This window comes from Streptococcus sp. HMSC056C01, from assembly GCF_001811305.1.
Taxonomy (GTDB): Bacteria; Bacillota; Bacilli; order Lactobacillales; family Streptococcaceae; genus Streptococcus.
Genome location: NZ_KV804192.1, coordinates 197794 through 222696, shown reverse-complemented (window position 1 = coordinate 222696; position 24903 = coordinate 197794). Strand labels below are relative to the sequence as shown.

25 protein-coding genes and 2 tRNA genes are annotated in these 24903 nt (G+C 39.1%); 5 read left to right on the top strand and 22 right to left on the bottom strand.

Translation table 11 applies throughout. The features are described 5' to 3' along the window. Positions 1-85 precede the first annotated feature (85 nt). Positions 86-1027 (bottom strand): ATP-grasp domain-containing protein, encoded by a 942-nt coding sequence (locus tag HMPREF2795_RS03610; protein WP_075228246.1) that lies wholly within the window; start codon positions 1025-1027, stop codon positions 86-88. Between the two features lie 13 nt (positions 1028-1040). After that, positions 1041-2291 (bottom strand): dicarboxylate/amino acid:cation symporter, encoded by a 1251-nt coding sequence (locus HMPREF2795_RS03605; RefSeq protein ID WP_000780336.1) that lies wholly within the window; start codon positions 2289-2291, stop codon positions 1041-1043. Positions 2292-2542: 251 nt separating this feature from the next. Here HMPREF2795_RS03605 and HMPREF2795_RS03600 point away from each other — a divergent pair, with 251 nt between their 5' ends. Further along, positions 2543-2896 carry a DUF3397 domain-containing protein gene (locus tag HMPREF2795_RS03600; protein ID WP_007554599.1) on the top strand — a complete coding sequence of 118 codons (354 nt, stop codon included), beginning with the start codon at positions 2543-2545 and terminating at the stop codon, positions 2894-2896. A gap of 120 nt (positions 2897-3016) precedes the next feature. Continuing rightward, positions 3017-4678 carry an N-acetylmuramoyl-L-alanine amidase gene (locus tag HMPREF2795_RS03595; RefSeq protein WP_000751993.1) on the top strand — a complete coding sequence of 554 codons (1662 nt, stop codon included), beginning with the start codon at positions 3017-3019 and terminating at the stop codon, positions 4676-4678. A 35-nt stretch (positions 4679-4713) separates the two neighbouring features. On the opposite strand, the gene HMPREF2795_RS03590 is transcribed toward HMPREF2795_RS03595, so the two are convergent. The 20 genes from HMPREF2795_RS03590 to HMPREF2795_RS03495 form a co-directional block, all read right to left on the bottom strand. Then, complete coding sequence (locus HMPREF2795_RS03590) at positions 4714-5028, bottom strand: hypothetical protein (protein WP_000756544.1); 315 nt, start codon at positions 5026-5028, stop codon at positions 4714-4716. Between the two features lie 176 nt (positions 5029-5204). Beyond that, complete coding sequence (locus HMPREF2795_RS03585; protein WP_001034418.1) at positions 5205-6065, bottom strand: DUF6287 domain-containing protein; 861 nt, start codon at positions 6063-6065, stop codon at positions 5205-5207. 76 nt (positions 6066-6141) lie between these two features. Beyond that, a tRNA-Thr gene (locus tag HMPREF2795_RS03580) sits at positions 6142-6214 on the bottom strand. 47 nt (positions 6215-6261) lie between these two features. Further along, positions 6262-6723, bottom strand: coding sequence for a GNAT family N-acetyltransferase (locus HMPREF2795_RS03575; protein WP_007554548.1), 462 nt, complete (start codon positions 6721-6723; stop codon positions 6262-6264). A gap of 37 nt (positions 6724-6760) precedes the next feature. Further along, complete coding sequence (locus HMPREF2795_RS03570) at positions 6761-7546, bottom strand: ABC transporter permease (protein WP_000760746.1); 786 nt, start codon at positions 7544-7546, stop codon at positions 6761-6763. A 1-nt stretch (position 7547) separates the two neighbouring features. Further along, positions 7548-8366: an ABC transporter permease gene (locus HMPREF2795_RS03565; RefSeq protein WP_000240155.1), complete on the bottom strand. Its 819-nt coding sequence runs from the start codon at positions 8364-8366 to the stop codon at positions 7548-7550. Position 8367: 1 nt separating this feature from the next. Beyond that, positions 8368-9360: an ABC transporter ATP-binding protein gene (locus HMPREF2795_RS03560; RefSeq protein WP_001240803.1), complete on the bottom strand. Its 993-nt coding sequence runs from the start codon at positions 9358-9360 to the stop codon at positions 8368-8370. A gap of 218 nt (positions 9361-9578) precedes the next feature. Beyond that, positions 9579-9986, bottom strand: coding sequence for a hypothetical protein (locus HMPREF2795_RS03555; RefSeq protein ID WP_000957736.1), 408 nt, complete (start codon positions 9984-9986; stop codon positions 9579-9581). Between the two features lie 52 nt (positions 9987-10038). Then, positions 10039-10437 carry a hypothetical protein gene (locus tag HMPREF2795_RS03550; RefSeq protein ID WP_000100681.1) on the bottom strand — a complete coding sequence of 133 codons (399 nt, stop codon included), beginning with the start codon at positions 10435-10437 and terminating at the stop codon, positions 10039-10041. Positions 10438-10474: 37 nt separating this feature from the next. Further along, entirely contained in the window at positions 10475-10822 is a 348-nt protein-coding gene (locus tag HMPREF2795_RS03545) for a hypothetical protein (RefSeq protein WP_000575572.1), read from the bottom strand. Between the two features lie 168 nt (positions 10823-10990). After that, entirely contained in the window at positions 10991-11872 is an 882-nt protein-coding gene (locus tag HMPREF2795_RS03540) for a class II fructose-bisphosphate aldolase (RefSeq protein ID WP_001019005.1), read from the bottom strand. 135 nt (positions 11873-12007) lie between these two features. After that, the gene (vncS, locus tag HMPREF2795_RS03535) at positions 12008-13339 is read right to left on the bottom strand and encodes a sensor histidine kinase VncS (RefSeq protein WP_001254600.1); all 1332 of its coding nucleotides are present in this window, start codon (positions 13337-13339) and stop codon (positions 12008-12010) included. Continuing rightward, complete coding sequence (gene vncR, locus HMPREF2795_RS03530; protein WP_000697930.1) at positions 13336-13992, bottom strand: response regulator transcription factor VncR; 657 nt, start codon at positions 13990-13992, stop codon at positions 13336-13338. Before vncR ends, vncS begins: the two co-directional genes overlap by 4 nt. A 71-nt stretch (positions 13993-14063) precedes the next feature. After that, on the bottom strand, positions 14064-15443 hold the full coding sequence (vex3, locus tag HMPREF2795_RS03525; protein ID WP_000903010.1) for an ABC transporter permease subunit Vex3: 1380 nt from the start codon (positions 15441-15443) through the stop codon (positions 14064-14066). Positions 15444-15486: 43 nt separating this feature from the next. Beyond that, the gene (vex2, locus tag HMPREF2795_RS03520; RefSeq protein WP_000173721.1) at positions 15487-16134 is read right to left on the bottom strand and encodes an ABC transporter ATP-binding subunit Vex2; all 648 of its coding nucleotides are present in this window, start codon (positions 16132-16134) and stop codon (positions 15487-15489) included. A gap of 13 nt (positions 16135-16147) precedes the next feature. After that, positions 16148-17425: an ABC transporter permease gene (locus HMPREF2795_RS03515; protein ID WP_007554556.1), complete on the bottom strand. Its 1278-nt coding sequence runs from the start codon at positions 17423-17425 to the stop codon at positions 16148-16150. A 133-nt stretch (positions 17426-17558) separates the two neighbouring features. Next, positions 17559-17644, bottom strand: a tRNA-Leu gene (locus HMPREF2795_RS03510). Between the two features lie 81 nt (positions 17645-17725). Next, a complete protein-coding gene (locus HMPREF2795_RS03505) occupies positions 17726-18301 on the bottom strand; it encodes a cysteine hydrolase family protein (RefSeq protein ID WP_000158714.1) in 576 nt (191 codons plus the stop codon). After that, positions 18301-19089 (bottom strand): GTP-sensing pleiotropic transcriptional regulator CodY, encoded by a 789-nt coding sequence (gene codY / locus HMPREF2795_RS03500; protein WP_000940720.1) that lies wholly within the window; start codon positions 19087-19089, stop codon positions 18301-18303. Before codY ends, HMPREF2795_RS03505 begins: the two co-directional genes overlap by 1 nt. A 272-nt stretch (positions 19090-19361) precedes the next feature. Further along, entirely contained in the window at positions 19362-20939 is a 1578-nt protein-coding gene (locus tag HMPREF2795_RS03495) for a degradosome RNA helicase CshA (protein ID WP_000671070.1), read from the bottom strand. A 339-nt stretch (positions 20940-21278) separates the two neighbouring features. Here HMPREF2795_RS03495 and HMPREF2795_RS03490 point away from each other — a divergent pair, with 339 nt between their 5' ends. From HMPREF2795_RS03490 to gatD, 3 genes are all read left to right on the top strand, one after another. Beyond that, entirely contained in the window at positions 21279-22595 is a 1317-nt protein-coding gene (locus tag HMPREF2795_RS03490) for an FAD-containing oxidoreductase (protein WP_000958915.1), read from the top strand. A 95-nt stretch (positions 22596-22690) separates the two neighbouring features. Beyond that, a complete protein-coding gene (gene murT, locus HMPREF2795_RS03485) occupies positions 22691-24034 on the top strand; it encodes a lipid II isoglutaminyl synthase subunit MurT (protein WP_000770010.1) in 1344 nt (447 codons plus the stop codon). After that, positions 24034-24816, top strand: coding sequence for a lipid II isoglutaminyl synthase subunit GatD (gatD, locus tag HMPREF2795_RS03480; protein ID WP_000263198.1), 783 nt, complete (start codon positions 24034-24036; stop codon positions 24814-24816). Before murT ends, gatD begins: the two co-directional genes overlap by 1 nt. Positions 24817-24903: the final 87 nt, after the last annotated feature.

The window sequence follows — 24903 nt, the reverse complement described above, 5'->3', positions numbered from 1 at the left end:
GACGTGGTTTGAAGAGATTTTCGAAGAGTATAAACAAATCAATCCCCCAGTCATTTGATACTGGGGGATTTTTGAATTAGTTACCTTATTGTCCACTAGTCAAGGCTTGCAATTCTGTTTTTAGATAGTGAGCCAAATGTTGGTGAGCAAAAATATTGGCATTTTTTTCTGCGGTAGGATTGTAGTTGGTGTTGGTATTTACATCATAGACATAAATGTCTCCACTCTCTGATTGAACCCATTCAATCGCCGCAACTTCAATCTGAGCATTTTTCAAGAAATTCTCATAAGCTTCTCTTCGGTCATCTGGTAGAGGTTCTGTAATCTGGAATTTCTCAGACGTTTCTAGTTGTTCTGGTCTCTTGCCGATTTGACAACCATCTGCTGGACAAAGTTGGAAACCATCTGAAGAGTCGATTGAAACAGTGTAGAGAAACTTCTGATTGATAAACTCTGAACGACGAATACGTCCATCACTTGGTTTTATGTAGGCTTGTAGCAAGGTAATCCCGTCCACTGAAGGTTCAAAGAGGGGACTATTGACATAGGCTTCAAGTTCTTCTTCATTTTGGAAGAGTTGAACTCCTAAGCCTTTACCTGCTCGATTGTGCTTGGTAATCAAAGGATAGATGTTAAATTTTCTGGCTGCTTCAATGATATTTTCTTGACCCAAAACTGCAACTGTTGCAGGAGTCTCAATACCCGACTCGTTTAACTTTAAATATTGTTTAACTTTACTGATTTCTAGGTTGATAGCACCAGTACCATTCACAACCTTGCGTCCGTGTGCTTCTAGCCAAGTAATCACCTGCTCTGTAAATTCTGGTGCATAGCGATGACCTCTGGTATGAGAAGATGCAGACATGCGATTGTAAAAGATACCTTGCGGCGGTGGGCTTTGCAAATCTAAAATCCCACTAGACAGATCCCATAGTTCATAAGGGACTTCTAGTTCTTCCAACCATTTGACCAAATGCTGGGTCCATTCAAGATTCTCATGGATTACATAAACTTTTGCTTCACTCATTACTCATATCTCCTTAAGAAAAGCTGACTGATAATTGGCTTTCCTTTTCTTCTTCTAAAATATATCCTTCTGTTTTTTCGATAACGCTGACTGTTAAGATTTGACCCAGAACATTGATCATGGTACGGCCAGCATTGACAAAGAAATCAACTGCAAAAATCAAGGCCACTCCTTCAACTGGCAAGCCCAATTGAGGTGCTGCAGCTAATAGAACTACGATAGCTCCTGATGGCACAGTTGCTGCAGTTTTTCCAATCAAAGTCAACAATAAAACAGTAAACAAGAGACTTGATAAAGAAAATTGTATACCATAGGCGTGGGCGATAAAAATTGTCGCTACTGAGAAATAAACCGCTGCTCCTTCTAAGTTAAAAGTATATCCTAAAGGAACAACTAAATCAATTGTATGCTCGTCATGCCCCTGTTTTTTCAAATCTTTAAGAAGTGATGGCAAGACAACACTAGAACTACCAGTAACAAAGGCCAGAGTCAAAAGACTCCAATTTTCACGAAAGGCTGACAAATACGGTACTTTAAAGAATAGAGCGATCAAAGGGAAAATAAGGAGAACCAATACAGCATAAGCCAAGTAAGTTCCGATTACAAATTGACCAAGTCCAATCAATTTGTCAAGGCCAGTAGTTGCAACATCTTTTGCGATAAATCCAAAAATGCCAATCGGTGAAAGTTTGACAATCACTGTAACAATCTTGTAGATGGCCTCAATCCAGATTTGGAAACCTTCGATAATCTTCTGAGCTTTCTCAGACTTAAGATTCCCAATTCCGTAACCAAGAAAGATAGCAAACACGATAATTGGTAATAAAGCGCCATCTGAAAGAGATTTAACGATGTTTGATGGAATAAAACCAAGCAAAAATTCGCTAAATTTGACATTATTGGCAATTCCATCAAGATTCCCACCAGTTTGACCGATATTCACTCCTTGACCAAATCCTAAATAGTAACTAGCAAATACAAACAAAAGAGTAATTGCAGTTGTTACTGCGAAAAAGTAAAACAAACTCTTGGTCAATATTTTTCCAAAAGATTTTTTCCCGATAACACCGGCTACTGCAACAACGATAGTTGGGAAAATTAATGGGATGATGACCATGTTGATCAATTTAATAAAGGCTTGTCCTAAAAATTGATAAAAGCCTGCAAATTGTGGCCAGATGACCGCAGCGATAACACCCAAGACCAAAGCCACCAATAATTGGATTCCTAGTGAGAGTTTTGACCATAACGTAACTAATTTCATAAGAAACTCCTTTGTTTTATTTGCTACTCATTCTACTACTATTCTTCTCTTCTGACTAATATATATTTTCTATGGTGAACATAAAAAAGATTTATATTGAGAGTTCAAACTATCATCGTAGAAAACACATAATTCATTCTATTCCAGCAGGAATTATAAAATCTGTTTCTTACCAATGATTTTTTGCTAAAACAGTGATAAATCAAGGAATTTACTTTTCTATTCTCAAAATTTTATGATACAATAATGGTATGATTTTAATGAAACTTGCTTCCATCTTGCTTTTGGTACTAACCTTAGCTCTGGCGATTATTTTAAGCAGACTCTTTAAGTTAAAGAAAAGGGGCGTCAATGCTGCTGATTTAGCTTTTCCTTTTCTGATATTTGAATATTATTTGATAACGGCTAAGATGTTTACACACAATCAACTTCCCGTATTGGGAATAGCCTTATCAATACTAGCAATTGTGTTAGTCTTTTTCTTCTTAAACAAAAGACGTAGCTTTTATTATCCCAAATTTATTAAATTCTTTTGGCGAGCTGGATTTTTACTAACACTGCTCATCTATATCATCATGATTGTTCAAATTTTCATGATGAAATAGTCAACTATTACAATATAGCTCACCAGCACCTCGATCTTGGTCACTAAATGTTCCGTCTGAGGCGCTTTTCTAATGAGATTTTTAAAAAAGATTATAAAAAATGTATAGGAGATAAATCAAGTGAAAAAAACGCTCTTGGCAAGTGCCATTACGCTTTCAGTTTTTGGTCTAACCACCAATCTTAGCTATGCTGAGGAAAACCAAGCACAGTCAACCCCAGTAGAAACAACACACAGTGAAACCGCTACTGACAAAGTGGAGAAACACAGTCTCCCAGCCAAGGAAACTGAAGCTTCAACTGAAGCAAATGCCAATCAAACAACAAATCCAACTAAGAAAGAAGAAGACAAGACTCCAGAAGTTCAAAAAGAAGGTTGGGTATTAGAGGAAAACCACTGGCATTTCTATGAAAACAATGCCCATGTTCTTAACTGGAAAAAAATCCACGGAAAATGGTACTACTTCAACAAAGATGGCATCATGCTGAGTGATACTATTTTTGACGGATATATCCTGACTAGTAGCGGGGCCATGGTCGATTCTGGTTGGAGTAAACTCCAAGATAAATGGTATTACGCTAATGCTTATGGAAAAATTTCTCAACAAAAATGGGAAAAAATCGGTGGTGTCTGGTACTATTTTGATCAAGACGGAGTCATGCTCAGCAACACAATTTTTGACGACTATCTGTTTACCAATAGTGGTGCCATGGCTGAGAGTTCTTGGGTAAAACAAGATGGACAATGGTACTATGCCCTTGCTTCTGGTAAATTAATCAAAAACAAGTGGGATAAAATCAGTGGTACCTGGTACTACTTTAACAAAGATGCTACTATGGCAAGTAACCAATGGCAAGGTAGCTACTACCTAAAAGCTAGCGGGGCCATGGCTGAAAAAGAATGGATTTTCGATAAAAACTATGATAGCTGGTTCTACTTGAAATCTGGTGGTGCTTACGCAGAACGTGAATGGATTGGCTCCTACTACCTCAAGGCAGGTGGCTACATGGCTAAGAGCGAATGGATTGACGACAGCTTCTATAAAGCCCGCTACTATGTAGATGACAATGGAGTCTATGTTACAGGAACCCATAAAATTGATGGACAAACTCATCAATTCCAAAGCAATGGGAAATGGATTGGTGAAACTTCTGTAAGTCGTGGTTTTGAAAAGGGGAAATATAACAATATTATCTTCCTAGATCCAGGTCATGGTGGTAAAGATCCCGGTGCATCTTATTATAACATCACCGAAAAAGAACTGAATATGCAAGTTTACCAAAAGCTACGCAAGGAGCTTGAAGGACTCGGCTATACTGTTCTTTCTTCAAGAGACAGTGATGTCTTTGTAGACTTTGTCACCGAACGTTCAAGAATGGTTAATAAGACTGACTCAGATATCTTTATTAGTATTCACTTCAATGCTAGTGGTAATCCAGCTTCAAATAGAGCTGGGATTCAGACTTATTCTTATGAAGAAGCTGCTGGTTATCCTTCTAAAATCAATCCGTACTGGCATAACCACCCTGACCGAATCAGTGAAAGTAATCGCCTCGCGGCAGATATCCACTCTTCACTACTAGCTGAAACTGGTGCTAAGGATGCAGGACTCCTACAAAGTAGTTTTGCTGTTCTTCGAGAAACTGATAAACCAGCTGTTCTATTGGAATTGGGCTATATTGACAATTTCAATGAAAATCAACAAGTCCGCAGTGACGCCTACCAAAACAGATTGGTTGCAGGTATTGTCAAAGGAATTCAAAAATATTACGCAGGTCAATAAAGAAAAAGTCTCGAGAAACCTCGAGATTTTTTATATTATTCTTCTAACTTGTTGGCTTCAGGAAAGAGAAAACCAATTCCCACACAAGCCAGAACACCAGCACCGATTACCAACCCACTTGAAAGTGGCAAGATATCAAGAATGGCATTAGCGATGATAAAGGCAATAATTAAGCTCATGAGACTGGCCTTGTAATCTTTTTTTACTAGATTTTCAAGAGTGAAAAACAGAAATAGACCTACTGGAAAGAGTGCCCAGATGTTAACATCCAAACTCGGCCATCCAACAAAGCCAAAATACAAAACTGCTACTGCAACAACTAAAAATCCAATACCTAATACTTTTTTCATGATACGACCTCATTTTCTATTTTGTTGGAAGCTTTGCTCCCTTTGACAGTTACTACTATAACAGAAATAAAAATAGTCAACAATAGCTTTTGCTTATGTGGTCGACATCACAGGCTATGTGGTCAAAACTTTTCAAAAAAAGAAGCCTTAGTTGGCTTCTTTTCATTCATTTTTCATTATTCTTTAGACTCTAAAGCTGATTTGATGGCATCACGATCAGCTTTCAATTTCGTTAAATTCTTCTCTTCTGATTCTAATTGGCTCGTATCTGGTTTAACACGATAGTAAACATTTTCTGGATGCATCAACATCCCTTCATATTGTTGTCCTGCAAAGAGTCTGTCCTCAGTGTGATTGGAATTGTCTGTTATTTTACCATCATCACCAGGTTCCATGACAACCCCACTTGGTACAACGACTACCACAAACCCTCCCGCCTGAGAACCTTTTGCCCAAGCGCCAAGGGCTACTGTTTCTGAGTTACGATCATTCTGACTTTTTGATACTTTCAATCCAACAATAGACTCATGCTTTTGATCATTGTATATCCAAGAAGATTGGACTTCCCCTGAATCGTTAATGACATATTCATTACCAGACTGTGTCCGCCAAGTACCCTCTAAACTTGATAAATCATTACTTCTGAGGGCTTCAAGATCTAATTTTGGAACAGAAGCTTCTTTTTTTAATTGATTAACGAGCTGCTCTGATTCTGAAATCTTGGTATCCAAATCAGACAATTGTTCCTTTAGTTTTTGAATTTCCTCTTCCTTTGCCTTATCCTTTTCTTCCTCTTTCCCCTGACTTCTTGTCGTCTCTTCAGTCTTAGATGAGGAAGAAGTTTGATTTGCTTCTTGCTTGAGATTAGGTGAATTTAAAAAGATACTAGCAACAATGATTATAACTAGTGCTGTTAAGGCAAGACTGATATACATTTTTATATTTTTAGTTGTAGAGGAGGCTTCTGCCAATTTCGATGCAGTTGCTTTTCGACCGTGGGTCTTCTCAACATGTTTCATCCGTTCTTTCTTGTTCATGATACTCCTCCTCATTTTGATGAGTGTTGATGATTCTAATAAACTAATATAATATTTATTTTATTGCTCTTTCTTATGCCGATTGCAGGGATCGAACCTGTGACCTACGCGTTACGAGTGCGGTGCTCTACCAACTGAGCTAAATCGGCGAATCCACTTATAGTATAGCACTATAAGGAAGGATGTCAAGGGATTCTTAATCTATCTTTTTAATTAAAATCTGACAAGGATTTTGGGGTCCCCATAGTTGCGGAAAAATCTCTAATTTTTTAAAACCAAGACTGCGATAAAAGACATTTGTTCGGTCATAATCTTTATTAGAGCCTTCTGCTACTGTTTTCACTTGTAAATAATCAACGTTTTTACGTGCTTCACTTTCTAAAGTAGCAAGTAACTGACTACCAATTCCTCTACCTTGATAAGCTTTTTTTACTCCGAGACAGTCAATCTCTGCACAATCTTCACTAGAATATGATAAGCTTACAAATCCAGCCAAATCACTCTCCTGATAGGCAGCCCACACTTGCAAGTCCTTGGCTCCTTCGATATAGGCTTGCGTACTTTCTGGTATTCCAAACCATTCTGGCAAATTCTTTAAAACTTCAGCGACAACTGCCATTTTTTGATTGGCATCTTTCACTTCTTCAATTACAAACATCATAAAATCCTTTCATGATTTGGTCCAATTTTTGCTATTAAGAACCTGCACTTTCGTAAGCGTCTAATCCCCTATCCCAGAGTTTCAGAGAGATGCAAAAGAAGATGAGAGAAATCAGAATCAAACCACCAATATTAAAGAGTCCATCCTTGCCCTGCAAGAAATAGCTGGCAGGATAGTAGGCCGTAAAGGCAAAAGGCACAATAAAGCTAATTAACCAACGAAGGAGCGAATTGTAAATGGAAATCGGGTACTTGGCAAAATCATTAAACATATAGAAAATGTAAATCATGGCACCTGACTGCTTGGTCCAAAAAGCGATGCTGGCTGTTGCAATTTTCAAGGAAGTATAAATCAAGGTCGCAAAAGGAATACAAACTAGAAAAATCAGGAATTTGGGAAGAGTCCAAGCAATGCTAGTCGCCGTTGTCGCTAGTAAAATTCCACCGACCAAAAGTTCACCCAAGGCATCAATCTGAAAGGTCTCAACGAGGATGTGAAAGAGAGGATTGATAGGACGAGTCAGATACTTGTCAAACTCCCCTTTTCGAACTAGTCGTTGACCTAAAGCCCAGAGATTGTCAAAAAAGAGATGATCTAATCCCTTTGGAATTGAGGAAAATCCATAGATAAAGGCAATCTCTTGAAAGGTCCAACCTTCTAGCGAGGGGATGTGTTGAAAGATGACATTGAGAAACAAGAGGTTCAGGCCTTGAGTCAGAAAGACTCCCAACACACCAACCACAAAATCTACCTTGTATTCCATGATTTGCTTGATGTACTGTCTGATAAAAATCAGATGCATGCGTTGATATTTTTTCATACTAACCTCCCTGAATGGTGATAAATGACTGGACTCGCTTCCAAATCAACTGAGACAAGCCCACCATCACTATAAGCCAGAAAAGCTGAAGCAAAAGTGCCTGAAGAATCTGACTGGTATCGTATTTCCCAAGAATGATCATGACCGGAGTGTAAATCAAGGATGAGAAAGGTAAGAAGGAGAGAATATCTGAAACCACCTTTGGAAAAAAAGCCAAAGGAATCAAACTTCCTGACATAAAGGATACTAGTGAAGCCTTAAATACTTGAGAACCCCATAAATTTTTAAACACAAATGCTGAAAAACCAAAACAGATATTAAAGAAAAAGTTAATCAGATAAGCCAGCGTTAAGCTAAAGAGATAAAGAATGGTTAATCCCAGCACTTCCATAACCCCTTGCCCAGATAAAATTTTCATCAAGACAATAACACTTAAAAACGGCAGGCCAACAGAGATGAAAATCAACCACTTTGACCCAAGCTCAGTGAAAAGATAAGAGGCCGCAAAATGGACTGGTCTTAATAAGCGCATGATAATAGAGCCATCTTTTACCTCATCACCGATCATAAAGGAGCTATCTGACTCAGTTAATAAATTAGTCACAAAACTCATGATGATATAGAGGGTGATATCCGCCATACTGAAGCCCTGAATCAAAGGCTCTTGCGAGGAATCAAAGACAGCCTTCCAGAGATAAAATTCCACAAAAGCCCCCATGACATCGCCAATCCGATAAAGAAGAAAGTTTACTCGATAGGTAATCAACTCCTGAATCCCCGCATTGATAAAGGGTTTATAACGTCTCCACAATTTGACCATCTTAGAGCTCCTTTCGATAGAAGCGACGGATAATATCTTCAATATCCGTATCTACCATCTTCAAATCACGGACTTCAAAATCAGATAAGGTTTGCTTGATAATATCAGCTGATTGGTAGCGGGAACTATCAAATTCAATAGTCAGGTTATTTCCTTGTCTATCAATGGATATATCAGGTAAGCCTTCATAATGAGAGACGAGATGACTTTGACCTGGCGTCAGATCGAAGGAGAGAGTCTTCATCTTGCCAAATGTCTCCTTGAGCTGGCTCACCGTCCCATCAAAAATCTCCTGCCCCTTGTCAATCATAAAAATCCGATCACAGAGTTGCTCAATATCGCTCAAGTCGTGAGTGGTCAAGAGAATAGTTGTCTCTTCCTCCTGATTAATCTGGGTGATAGCACGTCGAATGTTATCCTTGACCGACACATCCAAACCAATAGTCGGCTCATCTAAAAAGAGAACTTTGGGATTGTGAAGCAAGGAAGCCGCAATGTCCGCCCGCATCCGTTGACCCAATGAAAGAGTCCGCACAGGATCCTTGATAAATTCCTTCAAATCCAAAACTTCATTCAAAAAGTCCATACGCTTATGGAAAAGCGAGTCTGGCACATCGTAAATCTCCTTCAAAACCGTGTAGGTCTCTTGCAGTGCCAAATCCCACCATAGCTGGGTACGTTGTCCGAAAACGACTCCAATATCCTTGACATAATCTTGGCGATTATCCTGGGGAATCTTGCCGTTAATCCGACAAAAACCAGATGTCGGTTTCAAAATCCCTGTTAGCATTTTGATGGTTGTCGACTTCCCAGCACCATTAGCTCCGATAAAGCCTAGAATCTGCCCTTTTGGAACTTCAAAGGTTAAATCCTTGACCGCTTCAAAGGTCTGCTTTTCAGGATGAATAAAGGAGCGCAAGGCTCCCTTCAAGCCCGGTTCCTTAACAGTCTTCACAAAATTTTTCTGAAGATGTTCCACTTCTATCATTGCCATATCTATCTCCCTTTAGTAAGAAATCGTTAAATCAAGCTCCTGAACATTCAAACACGACTTCTTATCTCCAAAAATCTGCCTTCTTTTTCAACATAAGGAAAGAAAGCCCTAATAACACCCTATTATAGTGCAAATGTCTAAGGAAAACAAGTGTTAATTCATATCGAAAATTTTTATCCCTAAGAAAAGATAAAAAGGTGATGCTACATCACCTCCCTCTACCAAGTTAAGTCTTCAATCATGCTTCTTACTTGTGAATCAAGAGTCTTATCCTTCTTAAGTTCTCCAACCAAAGCCTGAATCTGCCAGACTAGATTTGGATCATTGTCATTACAACATCGATGAAGCATCCAAATATTATGCAAGGTTGGCTTTTTACCAACTACTTCCATCAATAAATCCTCATAGCCTTGATGATAAAATCTCTCCACAAAGTGAACCAAGTAACCTGGAGAACCAAAATCTACTTCTGGATGCTCGGAAATAAATTCTAAAATGGGGGCAACCAAATCAAAGGGTTGATCATAAAGCTCCATAACATCCATAATCTCATCTGCCAACTCAAATTCTTGGTATTCAGTAATTGCATCTTGCAAAGCAACTAAAATCTCATCTCTAGTAAGCATCTGATTCTCCTTTTTCACTTTTCCATATCATATTTGTCTTTGAACTTTTTCTTCACTCATCAAACCTTGTTCGTAAGTAGTTTTCCAACTCTTTTTGGGATAAAACACTAGGAAGCTCCAACACATACTCATATCCTTCATCACAAAAGAAAACCTTCTCTTCAGCTGGAAACCATTTCCGAAGCCAGATGATGTAGGAGGCATAATCTTGTAATCTGTTCGTTGAATCAAAGTAATCAATCACAAAAACATTTTTATTGCTACTCAGTGAACTTTCCAAGGTAAGCTGAGGACTTTGATAATCCCAAGAAAGCGAGTAAGCTTTTTCGGGATTAGTTCTTTCTCTAACCATAATACCTGGGAATCTTTCTCTCAAAGCACGACAAAAGGCTTGTAAATCAAGGAATACGGGTTCTTTAGTCTCTACAAAGACAAAATCAGCAGTACTCATCAGTCTCTCCCCTTCTTTTTAAAACTGAAAACAGACCTTAACCATCAATGGCAAAATTCTTTAGAATTTCAAAGTCTTGCCCCTGATAATCAAAAGAAAAGATATGAATATCATCAAAAGTTTGATCACAGAAAGTAACGGTTTGTCTTTCTGGCTCGATGATGGGTTTACCCAATTTTTCAGTAGCTTCTTCATCTGTGAAATGACCATAAAATTCTTGTAAATGAGGCAGTATAAATGCAAGAATACGGGAAAGATTTTTATGGTAATTGGCTGCAAGCAACTGAGCTTCCATCTCAAAATTTCCACTTGGTTTTTCTTCCCAAGCTACAAGAACATCATCTACTTCATGTATGTAAGCTTGCAAGGACTGATCGAATATCATGGCTATTTTTCCTTTCAAAGGTTGATTTAAAAACTAGTTTTACCAAAAAATCCACTAAATGATTCGTTCCATCTTCATTATATCACTTTTTAAATAAGATTGAGAAGAGTTGGAAAATGAAAAACCCACCCTTACGGGCAGGTTTCTGTTATGTTTTGTTCAGCTAGATTAAGCTTTACCTTCTGAACCGAATACGTCGATACGTTCTTCAACTGATGCTTGGATAGCTTTTACACCGTCAGCCAAGAATTTACGTGGGTCGAAGAGTTTTTTCTTGTCGTATTCTGCTTCGTTTGCTTCGTAGTCACGAGCAAATTTACGAGTTGCGTTAGCGAATGCGATTTGGCATTCAGTGTTAACGTTAACTTTAGCAACACCAAGTTTGATAGCTGCTTGGATTTGGTCATCAGGAATACCTGAACCACCGTGCAATACGATTGGGAATCCTGGTACAGCTTCAGTCAATTTTTGCAAGTGGTCAAGGTGAAGACCTTTCCAGTTTGCTGGGTAAGGACCGTGGATGTTACCGATACCAGCTGCCAAGAAGTCAATACCAGTTGCAACCATTGCTTTAGCGTCTTCAATTGGAGCCAATTCACCGTCACCGATGATTCCGTCTTCTTCACCACCGATAGTTCCAACTTCAGCTTCTACTGATACACCATTTGCGTGAGCAAATTCTACAACTTTACGAGCTTTTTCAAGGTTTTCTTCAACTGGAAGGTGTGAACCGTCAAACATAACTGAAGTATAACCAACTTGAATACACTCAAGTGCATCTTCGTAGTGACCGTGGTCAAGGTGGATAGCTACTGGTACAGTGATACCCATTGATTCAACAAGGTTAGCGATCAAGTTGCGAGCAACTTTGTAACCACCCATGTATTTAGCAGCACCCATTGAAGTTTGGATCAAAACTGGAGCTTTTTTAGCTTCTGCTGCGCGCAAGATAGCTTGAGTCCACTCAAGGTTGTTTGTGTTAAATCCACCAACTGCATAACCGTTGTCACGAGCTGCTTGGACAAATTTTTCTGCTGAAACGATTGCCATTTTATCAGGCCTCCTGTATATTTTTATGGGACATCCCATTTACATTGTTCATTTTATCACTTTTTAGCAAAAAAAGCTAGTTTTTCCCATACTTTAGATTGAATTTCTTCCAATTAGATAGATGTAAACCCTTTCTTAATCACTTTCCAACTCGGTCTGAGGTAGCTTCATGAAAAATACTAGGTGATCTTCAGCTCTTTCAAAATGATAGTTAATTTCTTCATTTTCTAATAAACTTTTGACCACGAAAAGTCCCAAGCCAGCTCCCTTACTTTGTCGACTAGAAGCCGTAAAGGATTGTTCAAACTTATCTTGCTCCTCAGGTGTACAGGCGTTCTCAATGAAAACCCAACCATCTTTTGCTCCAATTTTTAGATAGCCTCCTTGAACAGAGTGTTTCACAGCATTACTGATAAGATTGGAAAGAATAAGCTTGAGTACAGAAGGATTTAGATAAGTTTGTTGGTTAGTCAGTTGATTGTCTACAGTGATTTCTCTCTCTTTGGCTAATAAGTCATAGTCCTTCAATAGAAGATTGGTCATATCCAAAAGATTGATTTCTTCCTTCTTATCTCGCAATTCCTGTACCGAAGAAAGGGATAGAATTTGCTGGACATGGTGACTTAAATCATCCACAATTCCTAGAGAAACTCCAAGGTAATGGTCTCTATCTTTATAACGTCCGATATTGGCTTGCATATTTTCCAGAAGAATCTTCAGACTAGCAAGAGGTGTCTTGAGCTCATGGGAAGCACCTCTCAAAAACTCTACCTTCATTTTTTCTAGTTGGAGGATTGCCTCATTTTTCTCATGCAAGTCTGCAATAACGGTCAAGAGATGCTGATAGAGACTATTAATCTGGTCTTTGAGATCACCAATCTCATCCTTGGAATCCACGCGCAAGCGTACTTGAGCATCCAAGTCCATCATCCGTCGAGTCACTCGTTTGATTTCCAAAATCGGAGCTACAATGGTTTTCGCATAGATAAAGGCGATGAGGAGCGAAATGATGAAAGACGCTAATAAAGTATAAGGCAGAAATTGAAGACTGATGTCTTCTGCTTCTTTCTGCAAATCCATAGAGGCTAAAAACTGCAAGGTCATAGTCTGACCATCCTTGGTTTGAACTTCTCTTTCCTCAATGACCAAGGAGGCTGTTTGTCGTTCTTTATCAATGGGAAGATTGTCCTTGACCTCCAACTTATCTTGGGTCATCTCTCCCTTGATAGATCCCTTAATATCACTACTTTGAGAATAGAGTTCAAGGACTTCCTGGATAGTTTGACTGTCCTTTCCTTGGAGGGATTGTGCAATTTCGGTAGCCTTGAGGCCTATGCTCTCCTGACGGTGACTGAGATAGGTCGATGGAAAGAGGAAATAGATGGCCAAATGCAAACAAATGACCAAGGTAGAAAATACCGAGAAGGTATAGATAAAAATTTTTTTAAATAAACCTGAACGTCTCATTTTCTCTCCAATTTATAACCAACGTTGCGCACGGTAAGAATACAGTCTAAATCCAATTTTTTCCGTAGTTCCTTGATATAGACATCGATCACTCTGTCAAAAGGGATCTCATCTGTCATCTTCCATACAGCATCGATAATCTGCGACCGTGTTAAGGCTCGACCTTCATTTTTAACCAGATAGTCTAAAATTTCCAGTTCTTTTGCATTCACTGCAACCTCTTGGCCAGCCACTTTGGCGCTATAACTGTCAAAGTCTACCTCGGTGTCTCTATAGGTAAAAATACGACCAGTATCATAATAACGTTTAAAGATGGCATCCACTCGTACTTTTAACAAAGATAGAGAAAAAGGCTTTTCCAAATAACCATCTGCTAATGCAGCAAAGGCACTCATCTTATACTCCTCGTCTTGAAAAGCTGTCAACATCAAAACAGGAACTTGACTGGTCTTGCGGATTTCTGATAAGACCTCTAAACCATTGAGTTTAGGCATTTGAATATCTAGGAGAACCAAGGCAACCTGATGATGAGAAAATTGTTCTAAGGCCTCAAGGCCATCTGCTGCCTGAAGGGTTTCATAGCCACAATCCGCCAAGTAATCACTAATTCCCTCACGGATCATGTCTTCATCTTCTACAATTAGAATTTTCATATAAATCCTTTTCTAACAAAAATGCTACCTATATTATATCTCATTTGAGTGAGAATAGGTAGCAGGTTTTTTTATTCACTATCCAACAAGAGTTCTTTTGGTTGTTTAAAGAGGAGATTGCTGGAAGCAAGTGCCATAACTAGTACTACTAGAACCAAGCCAAGTACAAAGATGATGGCAAAGTCTGAAGGTTGAATAGAAATATCCAAACTTGAAAGAGTCTTGCTAAAGCCGTCAACTTCTGCACCACCACCGAGATTGGAAGCTTGGGCTGCCTTACTTGCCTGCTTAGCCACATCTGATGTGACATTGGCTAGTACTGTATTTCCAATAGCACGAGCTGTATAATTAGCTAGGAAGTAGGCTGAAATGAGAGCTGGAATAGCAATCATAACTGCTTCTGTGATAAATTGACCTAGAATACTTGCTTGTTTAAGACCAATTGAAAGGAGAATTCCAACCTCTTTACGACGGGCGTTAATCCAAAGTGTGAGTAAGAGAGCAAGTAGTAGAACAGAAAAGCTCAAGCTACCCCAGAAAAGCAGATTAGCCATCTTGTACATGCCGGAGATGGATTGTTCAAGGGCAGGATAGTTAGATGAACTCTTAATCAAGCTATACATTTTCCAGTTGATGCCGTTTATTGACCCTAGTTCTTGCATGACACTATCTAGGTTCTTATCTCCAGCTACAAAGAAGGTAGCATCGCCATAGATAGCTGTATCTTCAGTATAACCATAGAGCTGGGCAGCTGTGTGAATATCTGTGATAGCTGTATTCTCATAAAGTTCTTGTGAGTAGGTCACAGCAGATTTGTTATGTCCATCAAAGAGTCCTTTGATCGTTACTTCTACTGTTTCCTTGGCTCCTTTTTCATTATCGGCATCGTAAATATTGGAGTTCAGTTTGACCTTATCTCCTACCTTCCAGCCATGTTTAGCAGCCAAGTCTTTGTGCATGAGAATCTGGTATTTGTCATCGTTTGTTAAATGCTCACCTTCAACTAGTTTGTAAGAGCCTGATACAAACTTGTCTTCTTTAGAAGAGTCATTAACACCTGTTATCATCAAACTACTTCCAAAACGTTGAGCTCGATCTGGCGTTAGATTTTTCTTGGTTTCAGGTGTCTCAATCAATTCGTAGCCTGTTAAATCACCGATAGCATTGATACGTTTGATGTAAGATTCGATGGCCTTATTTTCAGTAATTTTTTTAATATCTTCACCCTTGATATTCCCTGCACCACGTGGAGTTCCTTGGTTAACTCTACGATTGATTTGCATAGAAAAACTATTGGTGATATTCTTAAAGGTTTCTTGAGAAGCCTTGGCTGTCGCACCCTTGATAGACAAGCCGATCAAACTCAAACTAGCCATCAAGAGAATGATGAGAAAGATCACAAGCGACTTAAAAAATTTTCTTGTGACATAGGCAAATGCGTTGTGTAACATAAGATTCCTTTCTAGATTTACTTCGCTTATATATTTAAAAGTTTTAGTTACTATTTCTTCTTGTTTCTGTCAGCTTTTTATCCTTCAATTCCAGTGTAATATCTGACGCCTGTGCTACTTCCTTACTGTGGGTCACAACGATCACACACTTGCCTGTTTTCTCAGCAAGAGATTTGAGCAGGTCAATGATATCCCCAGCTGTCTTAGGATCTAGGTTTCCTGTTGGTTCATCCGCTAAAATCACTGGTGCTTCCGATACAAGGCTACGAGCAATGGCCACCCGTTGTTGCTGCCCTCCTGATAATTGGAGAACATTCCGCTTGATTTGACTTTCATCTAAACCAAGTTCAAGAAGGATATCCTTGCTAGCTTTTTTATTAACCAAGCGGATATTTTCCAATGGAGAAAGATAATCAATCAAGTTATAGTTTTGGAAAACCAAAGAGATATGGTGCATGCGATGATAAGAATAACCTTGTTCACGAATATCCTTGCCTTCGAATAAGATAGCTCCTTCGACTGGGCTATCAAGTCCTGCTAATAGAGATAAGAGTGTTGACTTCCCAGCTCCTGAGTCTCCGATAATACTATAAAACTTGCCTGGTTCAAAATCGTAATTGATTTTATATAATACTGCTTCTGCAGTGTTCTTGTAACGATAAGTAAGATCTTGTAATTGTAGTAAAGTCATGATTTCTCCTTTATTAACTGATGGATGATAAAATTTCTTTCGGTGATTTTCTAAATAAAAAGATAAAACAAAGTGCAACTGACAAGGAGCTAATCACAAGGAGAAAGACATAAGATTCTCCAAATGAAAGAAGACTTGTTGAAAGATTAGTCGCTTTGGCCAGTGTATCTTGTAATGCGACTTGATCGCCACTTGCTAGTACAGTTTTTAAAAGATAGGAAGTAATGGCATTTCCTGCAAGAAATGCTGGTAAAATTGCTGCCAATGAAACCAGGATAACTTCCAGGCAGAATTGACTAAAGATTGCTATTTTTCCTTTTCCTAGCGCCAATAAAATACCAACCTCGTAGACTCGCTCTCGTAACCAAAGTGACAAGACCAAGACCAGAGCTCCTACACCAGCAATCATAATACCATAGAGGAAAATTTGTAGGAAGGTTTGGAAGGTCGAAACTGAATCCTTGATTTGTTCAAAGGCCTTATTTTCCTTTTCCACTTGAAAGCCTTGATTTTCAAGAGATAACTTTTCAACCTCTTGAATGATGTCATCCATATCTTTGGGATTTTCAAGATAGAAACGGGCTGCAGTGATTTGATCTTCCTTATTTCCAAGAAGAGTTTGGCTACTTTCGAAGTCTGTATAGACCGTGTTTTCACTAAAATCTGAGCTAAGACCAGTGAATTTTTCTTGCTTCTTACCTGAGAAAATACCTACGATTTCATAGTCTAGCCTTTGTCCACTATTTCCTTCCACTTGAGCAGGATTTAAGCTAATCTTATCCCCAAGTTTTAAGTTATTCTTCTTAGCTAATTCTTCATGGACTAAGATTTTTTTACTGTCCCCTTTTTCGAGATGTCTTCCTTCTTTAAGGGTAAAGGCAGAGCTTGTAAAGGAGACATCCTTAGAAGAATCTTCTAAAGCAATCAAAGTGATAAGATTTTTTTCAGCCTCTGTCAAATCATCCCTTTGGATACTTTGTTCTCCAGTAATGACTTCTTTGTCAGTTAACTTGGCTATTGTTTCAAGCTCAGGTGAAATCTTCTCAAGGCCCTTTATCTTTTTAAGGTCATCTAGTTGAGACAGTTGAAAAGTCTGATCTGCTTCTATTCTTTTAATAGAAAAAGATGTATTCAATGAACGATAGAGATTATTTTCTACTGTTTGGTTGGACTTCATAAGCGTCAAACAAGCCGATATTCCTGCCAATAAAACAAATAGAATCAAGAATAATATGAGACTTCTCAGTCGTTTTCTGCTGATGTAAGCCCAAGCTCTTTGAGTGGGATTCATATAGCACCTCCATGTTTCTAAGTCTATTATAATATCCAAATATGAAATGTTTATGAAATCACAAAAAAAGAGCAAAATCTTTGCCCTTGTTTATATAAAAATAAAGAGCTAGCTGAAGCTAACTCTTTTCCTATGCGGAGAGAGGGACTTGAACCCTCACGACCTAAAGCGGTCACAGGATCCTTAGTCCTGCGCGTCTGCCAATTCCGCCATCCCCGCGTCGATTACTTTACTAGTATATCAACTTTCACAAACTTTGTCAACACTTTTTTCAGATTTTTTTCATTTTTTTTGAATACATTATTCTTTGATTTCAACTAGGTTTTCATCAAGGAGTTTCGCTCCTAATGTATTCTTAAAATGTCCAAGTGCAAACTGGTGGTTTTCAGGCCAAATAGATGCGACTGCTGGCTTAACAACTTCTATCTGATAACCCAGATTATAGGCATCGATAGCCGTATGCAATACACAGATATCTGTCAGAACACCTGTTAAAATGACTGTATCCACGCGACGCTCTCTCAGACGGATATCCAAATCTGTGCCAGAAAAAGCCGAATAGTGACGTTTGTCCATCCAGAAAACACGACTATCGCCAGCATATTCCTGATAGAACTCGGCTAACTTACCATATAGATTACGCCCGCTAGTCCCAATCAGATTATGAGGGGGAAATAGTTTACTTTCTGGATGAAAGACATCATTTTCCTCATGAGCATCAATGGTAAAGAAAATATAATCTCCACGGTCAAATGCTAATCTAGTCACCTGATTGATCGCTTCTGATATAGCTTGAGCAGGAGCTCCAGCTGTCAATTTTCCATGATCCGCTACAAAATCTTCTGTATAGTCAATCGAAATTAAAGCCTTAGTCATTAATAATCCCTCTTTTTCACTTCTTCAAAGATATCTGGGATCAAGACCTTAAGATAAGTTCCCTTCATCCCCAGTGAACGACTTTCAATAATTCCTGCAGATTCGAGTTTTCGAAGGGCATTGACAATCACAGAACGCGTAATACCGATACGGTCTGCAATGACTGACGCAGTTAATTGTCCTTCATTGCCATTCAATTCACCCAAAATAGCTGACACTGCTCGTAACTCAGAGTAAGAAAGAGTGTTGACTGCCATAGTTACGGCTGTACGACGACGGATATTTTTCTCGTCTTCTTCACGTTGGAAGTTCAAAAGCTGAATACCAACCACCGTACTAGCTATCTCAACAAGAATCAAATCCTCATCTTCGAATTTCTTATCATTACGCCAGATAATCAAAGATCCCAAACGAATCCCAGAAACATGGATTGGAGCAATTGTTGTCAAACCTTCTGAGAAATCTGCACGACTCTCAACTGGAAAGATGCTTAATTCGTGATCTACAGTCAGATTTGCTTCTGTATCGTAAATCATGTTTGCACCTTGAATATAGTCCTCAGGAAAAATTTTTGATTGGAAAAATTGCTCTACACGATCATTATTAGTCTTGTAACGCATGAAGTATCCCAAAAGACGTCCCTTACTATTTAGGATACAAGCGTTGCAATCAATAATATCCGCTAATTGGCGTGTGATGGCATTATATGGAAGATCATCTTGTAATTTCTCCTCCGCACGCTTCAGGATAGACGTAATTTTTCTCGTTTTTTCTAATAAATGTGCCATTTTTCACCTCGTATTTAATCGCTTCCATTATATCATAAATTGATCATTATTTCAATAATTATCTGAAAATTGTTTATTGAATTGCAATTCATGACTGTTCGAAAATTTTTACTAGTTTTTTCTAATTTTCTTGTTGACAGGTTCCTAAATTTTTGATAATATAATATTACAAGATAGCAAATATATAAATCTATTTTCTCGTATTAAACTTTTATTAACTCTCGGTCTCCTTATATATAAAAGCGATCCACCTCAGTGAACCGCTTTTTTTATTATTTATCACCCTTGTTACGGATTACAAAACCAGTTTTCTTCTCACTTGAAGTATTACGTGGTTTTTTATTATCCTTACGGTAACGTTTTTCCTTCTCAAAGCGGTCGTTTTTGCGACTGCCTTTTTTGAAATCATCTCGACGTTCACCACGACGATTGTCGCGACGGCGATCACGATCTCGACGATCCTCACCACGACGTCCTCCCTTGCCTTTACCACCGAAGCCATTACCTGATGGTTTAAATGGCAGTGGTTTCTCACGCGCAATTTCAACTTCTGGAAGACTATCTGGATCCTGAACTGTCAAACTTAGGATGTACATTGCCAATTCTTCTGGGCTGAATTCAGCTGCAAGTTTACGGGCATCTTTTGCGAATTTGTCAAAGTTTCCACGAACAGTCTCTTCAGCAAAGTCACGTTCAATTTTCTTCAACGCAACATGCTTTTTAGCTTGGAAGGCTTCTTCTGCTGTCGCTGGTTTCAACCCCTTCATGCGTTTCTTGGTCAAGTTTTCGATGATTTGAAGATAGCCCATCTCATTTGGTGCTACGAAAGTAATCGATTGACCTGACTTACCAGCACGACCTGTACGACCAATACGGTGAACATAGCTTTCAGGATCTTGTGGGATGTCATAGTTGTAGACATGTGTTACACCAGAGATATCCAAACCACGAGCTGCTACGTCAGTTGCTACGAGGACATCCAGGTTACCATTTTTGAAATCACGAAGGACACGAAGACGTTTGTTTTGGTCAAGGTCTCCATGAATCCCTTCAGCACGGAAGCCACGGATTTTCAGACCACGAGTCAACTCATCCACACGGCGTTTTGTCCGTCCAAATACGATTGCCAGTTCTGGTTGCTCTACGTCCATGAGACGAGTCATAGTGTCGAATTTTTCTTGTTCCTTAACACGGATATAGTACTGGTCAACTAGTTCTGTGGTCAACTCTTTAGCCGCAATCTTCACATGCTCAGGTTCTTTCATGAACTGAACCCCGATACGTTTGATAGCTTCTGGCATAGTTGCTGAAAAGAGTAAAGTTTGACGATTTTCTGGGACACGTGAGATGATGGCTTCAATATCCTCAAGGAAGCCCATGTTGAGCATTTCGTCTGCTTCATCAAGGATTAGAGTTTCAATATCTTGCAATTTCAATGCCTTGCGTTTGATCAAATCTAGGAGACGACCTGGTGTTCCCACCACGATATGGGCACCAGATTTAAGAGCCTTAATTTGTTTTTCAATGCTTGAACCACCATAAACAGAACGGACTTTTACACCCTTGCTTCGACCAAAACGGAAGAGTTCTTCCTGACTTTGCACAGCTAGTTCACGTGTTGGTGCAATGACCAAAGCTTGAATGGTTGCTTCTTCTGTACGAATCTTTTCAAGGGTTGGCAAGCCAAAGGCTGCGGTTTTTCCTGTACCTGTTTGAGCTTGTCCGATAACATCTTTTCCTTCAAGAGCCAGAGGAATGGTTTGCTCTTGGATAGGACTTGCTTCTACAAATCCTGCTTTTTCAATTTCTGCTAATAAATCAGCAGAAAGGTTAAATTCATTAAATTTCACGTTATTCTTCTTTCTAAAGATGGTGCGAAGCCATCCTATAGCGCTTAGTTTATACTTTTCTTGTCATGACGTACTTTCATATCTTTTATGAAAGACCGTGTTGCTTCTTTTCCACTAAAGAAAAGTACTGCTTTTTTGCAACCTATCTAGTATAACACAAGAGAGGGTCAAAAGATAGTCTAACCTCCTGATTAAATCATGTAAACGATTTTTCTATCGATTTTCTTCACTCAAAAAGTATTTGTTAGAGCATTCGGTTCCTGAAACTATTTTCCGTAGCAGATTTGTGCAAAAGTTTTTTTCTTGTGCTAGAATGAAAATCGAACAGGAGGAATAAAAATGTTAACATACGATTTAATTGTAATAGGATTTGGTAAGGCAGGTAAAACGCTTGCTGGAAAACTAGCTTCAGCTGGTAAAAAGGTTGCCCTTATCGAACGTAGTAAGGCGATGTACGGTGGAACTTGTATCAATATCGGTTGCATCCCAACTAAAACCTTGCTAGTTGCTGCTGAGAAAGACTTGTCTTTTGAGGAAGTCATGGCTACTAAAAATACGGTTACTACACGCCTCAATGGAAAAAATTATGCTACTGTAGCTGGTACAGGTGTAGATATCTTTGATGCTGAAGCACACTTTGTCTCAAACAAGGTTATTGAAATTCAAGCTGGTGATGAAAAACAAGAACTAACAGCTGAAACTATCGTCATCAACACTGGTGCTGTTTCAAATGTATTACCAATCCCAGGTCTTGCTACAAGTAAGAACGTCTTTGACTCAACAGGAATCCAAAACTTGGAACAATTGCCTGAAAAACTTGGAATTCTTGGTGGTGGAAACATTGGTCTTGAATTTGCTGGTCTTTACAACAAACTCGGAAGCAAGGTAACAGTCTTAGATGCAATGGACACTTTCTTACCTCGTGCAGAACCTTCCATCGCAGCTCTTGCTAAACAATACATGGAAGAAGACGGCATCGAATTGTTTCAAAACATCCATACTACTGAAATCAAAAACGATGGTGACCAAGTTCTTGTTGTGACTGAAAATGAAACCTATCGTTTCGATGCCCTTCTCTATGCAACAGGACGTAAACCAAATGTTGAACCTCTACAACTTGAAAATACAGATATTGAACTAACTGAACGTGGTGCTATCAAGGTGGACAAACATTGTCAAACAAACGTTCCTGGTGTCTTTGCAGTTGGAGATGTCAACGGCGGCCTTCAATTCACTTACATTTCACTTGATGACTTCCGTGTTGTATACAGCTACCTTGCTGGTGATGGCAGCTACACCCTTGAAGACCGTCTCAATGTACCAAATACTATGTTCATCACACCTGCACTTTCACAAGTTGGTTTGACTGAAAGCCAAGCTGCTGAATTGAAGCTTCCATACGCTGTTAAGGAAATCCCTGTTGCAGCTATGCCTCGTGGACATGTAAATGGTGACCTTCGTGGTGCCTTCAAAGCTGTTGTCAATACTGAAACAAAAGAAATTCTTGGCGCAACTATCTTCTCTGAAGGTTCACAAGAAATCATCAACATCATCACTGTTGCAATGGACAACAAGATTCCATACACTTACTTCACAAAACAAATCTTCACTCACCCAACCTTGGCTGAGAACTTGAATGACTTGTTTGCGATTTAATAGATTTAATAATAGAAAGCAGCCCTCCTTGGGCTGTTTTTCTTTTTCTAAAATCTCAAATCTGTCTTTTTCAGCATTTATGATATAATAGAAACATGAAATTAAAAACTACTTTGGGCCTTCTTGCTGGGCGTTCTTCTCACTTTATTTTGAGTCGTCTTGGACGTGGAAGTACGCTGCCTGGAAAACTTGCCCTTCAATTTGATAAAGATATTTTACAACATTTAGCGAAGAACTATGAGATTGTTGTGGTAACTGGTACCAATGGAAAAACCTTGACAACCGCTCTCACTGTCGGTATCCTTAAGGAAATTTATGGTCAAGTTTTAACTAATCCAAGTGGTGCCAACATGATCACAGGGATTACAACGACTTTCTTGACTGCAAAATCTTCAAAAACTGGAAAAAATATTGCGGTTCTTGAAATCGATGAAGCTAGTCTCTCACACATCTGTGACTATATCCAGCCTAGTCTTTTCGTCATTACCAATATCTTCCGTGACCAAATGGACCGCTACGGTGAGATTTATACGACCTACAACATGATTTTGGATGCTATTCGAAAAGTTCCTACTGCTACTGTTCTGCTGAATGGTGACAGTCCTCTTTTCTACAAGCCTGCTATTCCAAATCCTGTTCAGTATTTTGGCTTTGATATGGAAAAAGGTCCAGCAAAGCTTGCTCACTACAATACTGAAGGTATTCTCTGCCCAGACTGTCAAAGTATTTTGAAATATGAGCTTAATACTTATGCCAACTTAGGAGCTTATATCTGCGAAAACTGTGGATGTAAACGCCCTGACTTGGATTACCGTCTGACAGAATTGGTTGAGTTAACCAACAATCGCTCTCGCTTTGTTATTGACGGACAGGAATACGGTATTCAAATCGGTGGACTCTACAATATCTACAATGCTCTGGCTGCGGTTGCTATTGCGCGTTACCTTGGTGCTGATTCTCAACTGATTAAGCAAGGATTTGATAAGAGTCGAGCTGTTTTTGGACGCCAAGAAACCTTCCAAATCGGTGACAAGGAATGCACACTGGTTCTCATCAAGAATCCTGTTGGTGCTACCCAAGCTATTGAAATGATAAAACTCGCTCCTTATCCATTTAGTCTATCTGTTCTCCTCAATGCGAATTATGCAGACGGGATTGATACCAGTTGGATTTGGGATGCTGATTTTGAACAAATTACTGAGATGGATATCCCAGAAATCAACGCCGGTGGCGTTCGTCATTCTGAAATCGCTCGTCGTCTTCGAGTAACTGGTTATCCAGCTGATAAAATCACTGAAACAAGTAGTCTGGAACAAGTTCTTAAAACGATTGAAGTCCAAGACTGCAAACATGCTTATATCCTTGCGACTTATACTGCTATGCTGGAATTCCGAGAATTACTGGCCAATCGTCAGCTTGTTAGAAAGGAGATGAACTAATGGTTTATACTTCACTTTCCTCAAAAGACGGCAACTATCCTTACCAGCTAAATATCGCCCACCTCTATGGCAATCTCATGAATACCTACGGGGATAATGGGAATATCCTCATGCTCAAGTATGTGGCTGAAAAGCTAGGTGCTCACGTAACAGTTGACATCGTTTCTCTCCACGATGACTTTGACGAAAATCACTATGATATCGCCTTTTTCGGTGGTGGTCAAGACTTTGAACAAAGTATCATTGCTGGTGATTTGCCTGCTAAAAAAGTAAGCATCGATAACTTTATCCAAAATGATGGTGTTGTTCTAGCTATCTGTGGTGGCTTCCAACTATTGGGTCAATACTATATCGAAGCTTCTGGAAGACGTATCGAAGGTCTCGGTGTTATGGGACACTATACACTCAACCAAACCAACAACCGCTTCATCGGTGATATTAAAATTCATAACGAAGAATTCGATGAAACCTACTTTGGCTTTGAGAACCACCAAGGCCGTACCTTCCTCTCAGATGACCAAAAACCACTCGGTCAGGTCGTATACGGAAACGGAAATAATGAAGAGAAAATTGGCGAAGGCGTTCACTATAAAAATGTCTTTGGTTCTTATTTCCACGGACCTATTTTATCCCGTAATGCAAACTTAGCCTATCGCTTGGTCACTACTGCCCTCAAGAAAAAGTATGGTCAGGACATCGTCCTTCCAGCTTATGAGGACATTCTCAGTCAAGAAGTTGCTGAAGAATACAGCGATGTGAAAAGCAAGGCAGATTTTAACTAAACTTCCTATTTCCAGCATGCCATAGGCTGTTGGAATTTTTTTAAGCTCTTTTCCCCTTCTCTCTTGCATTTTCTACTATTTTTTGCA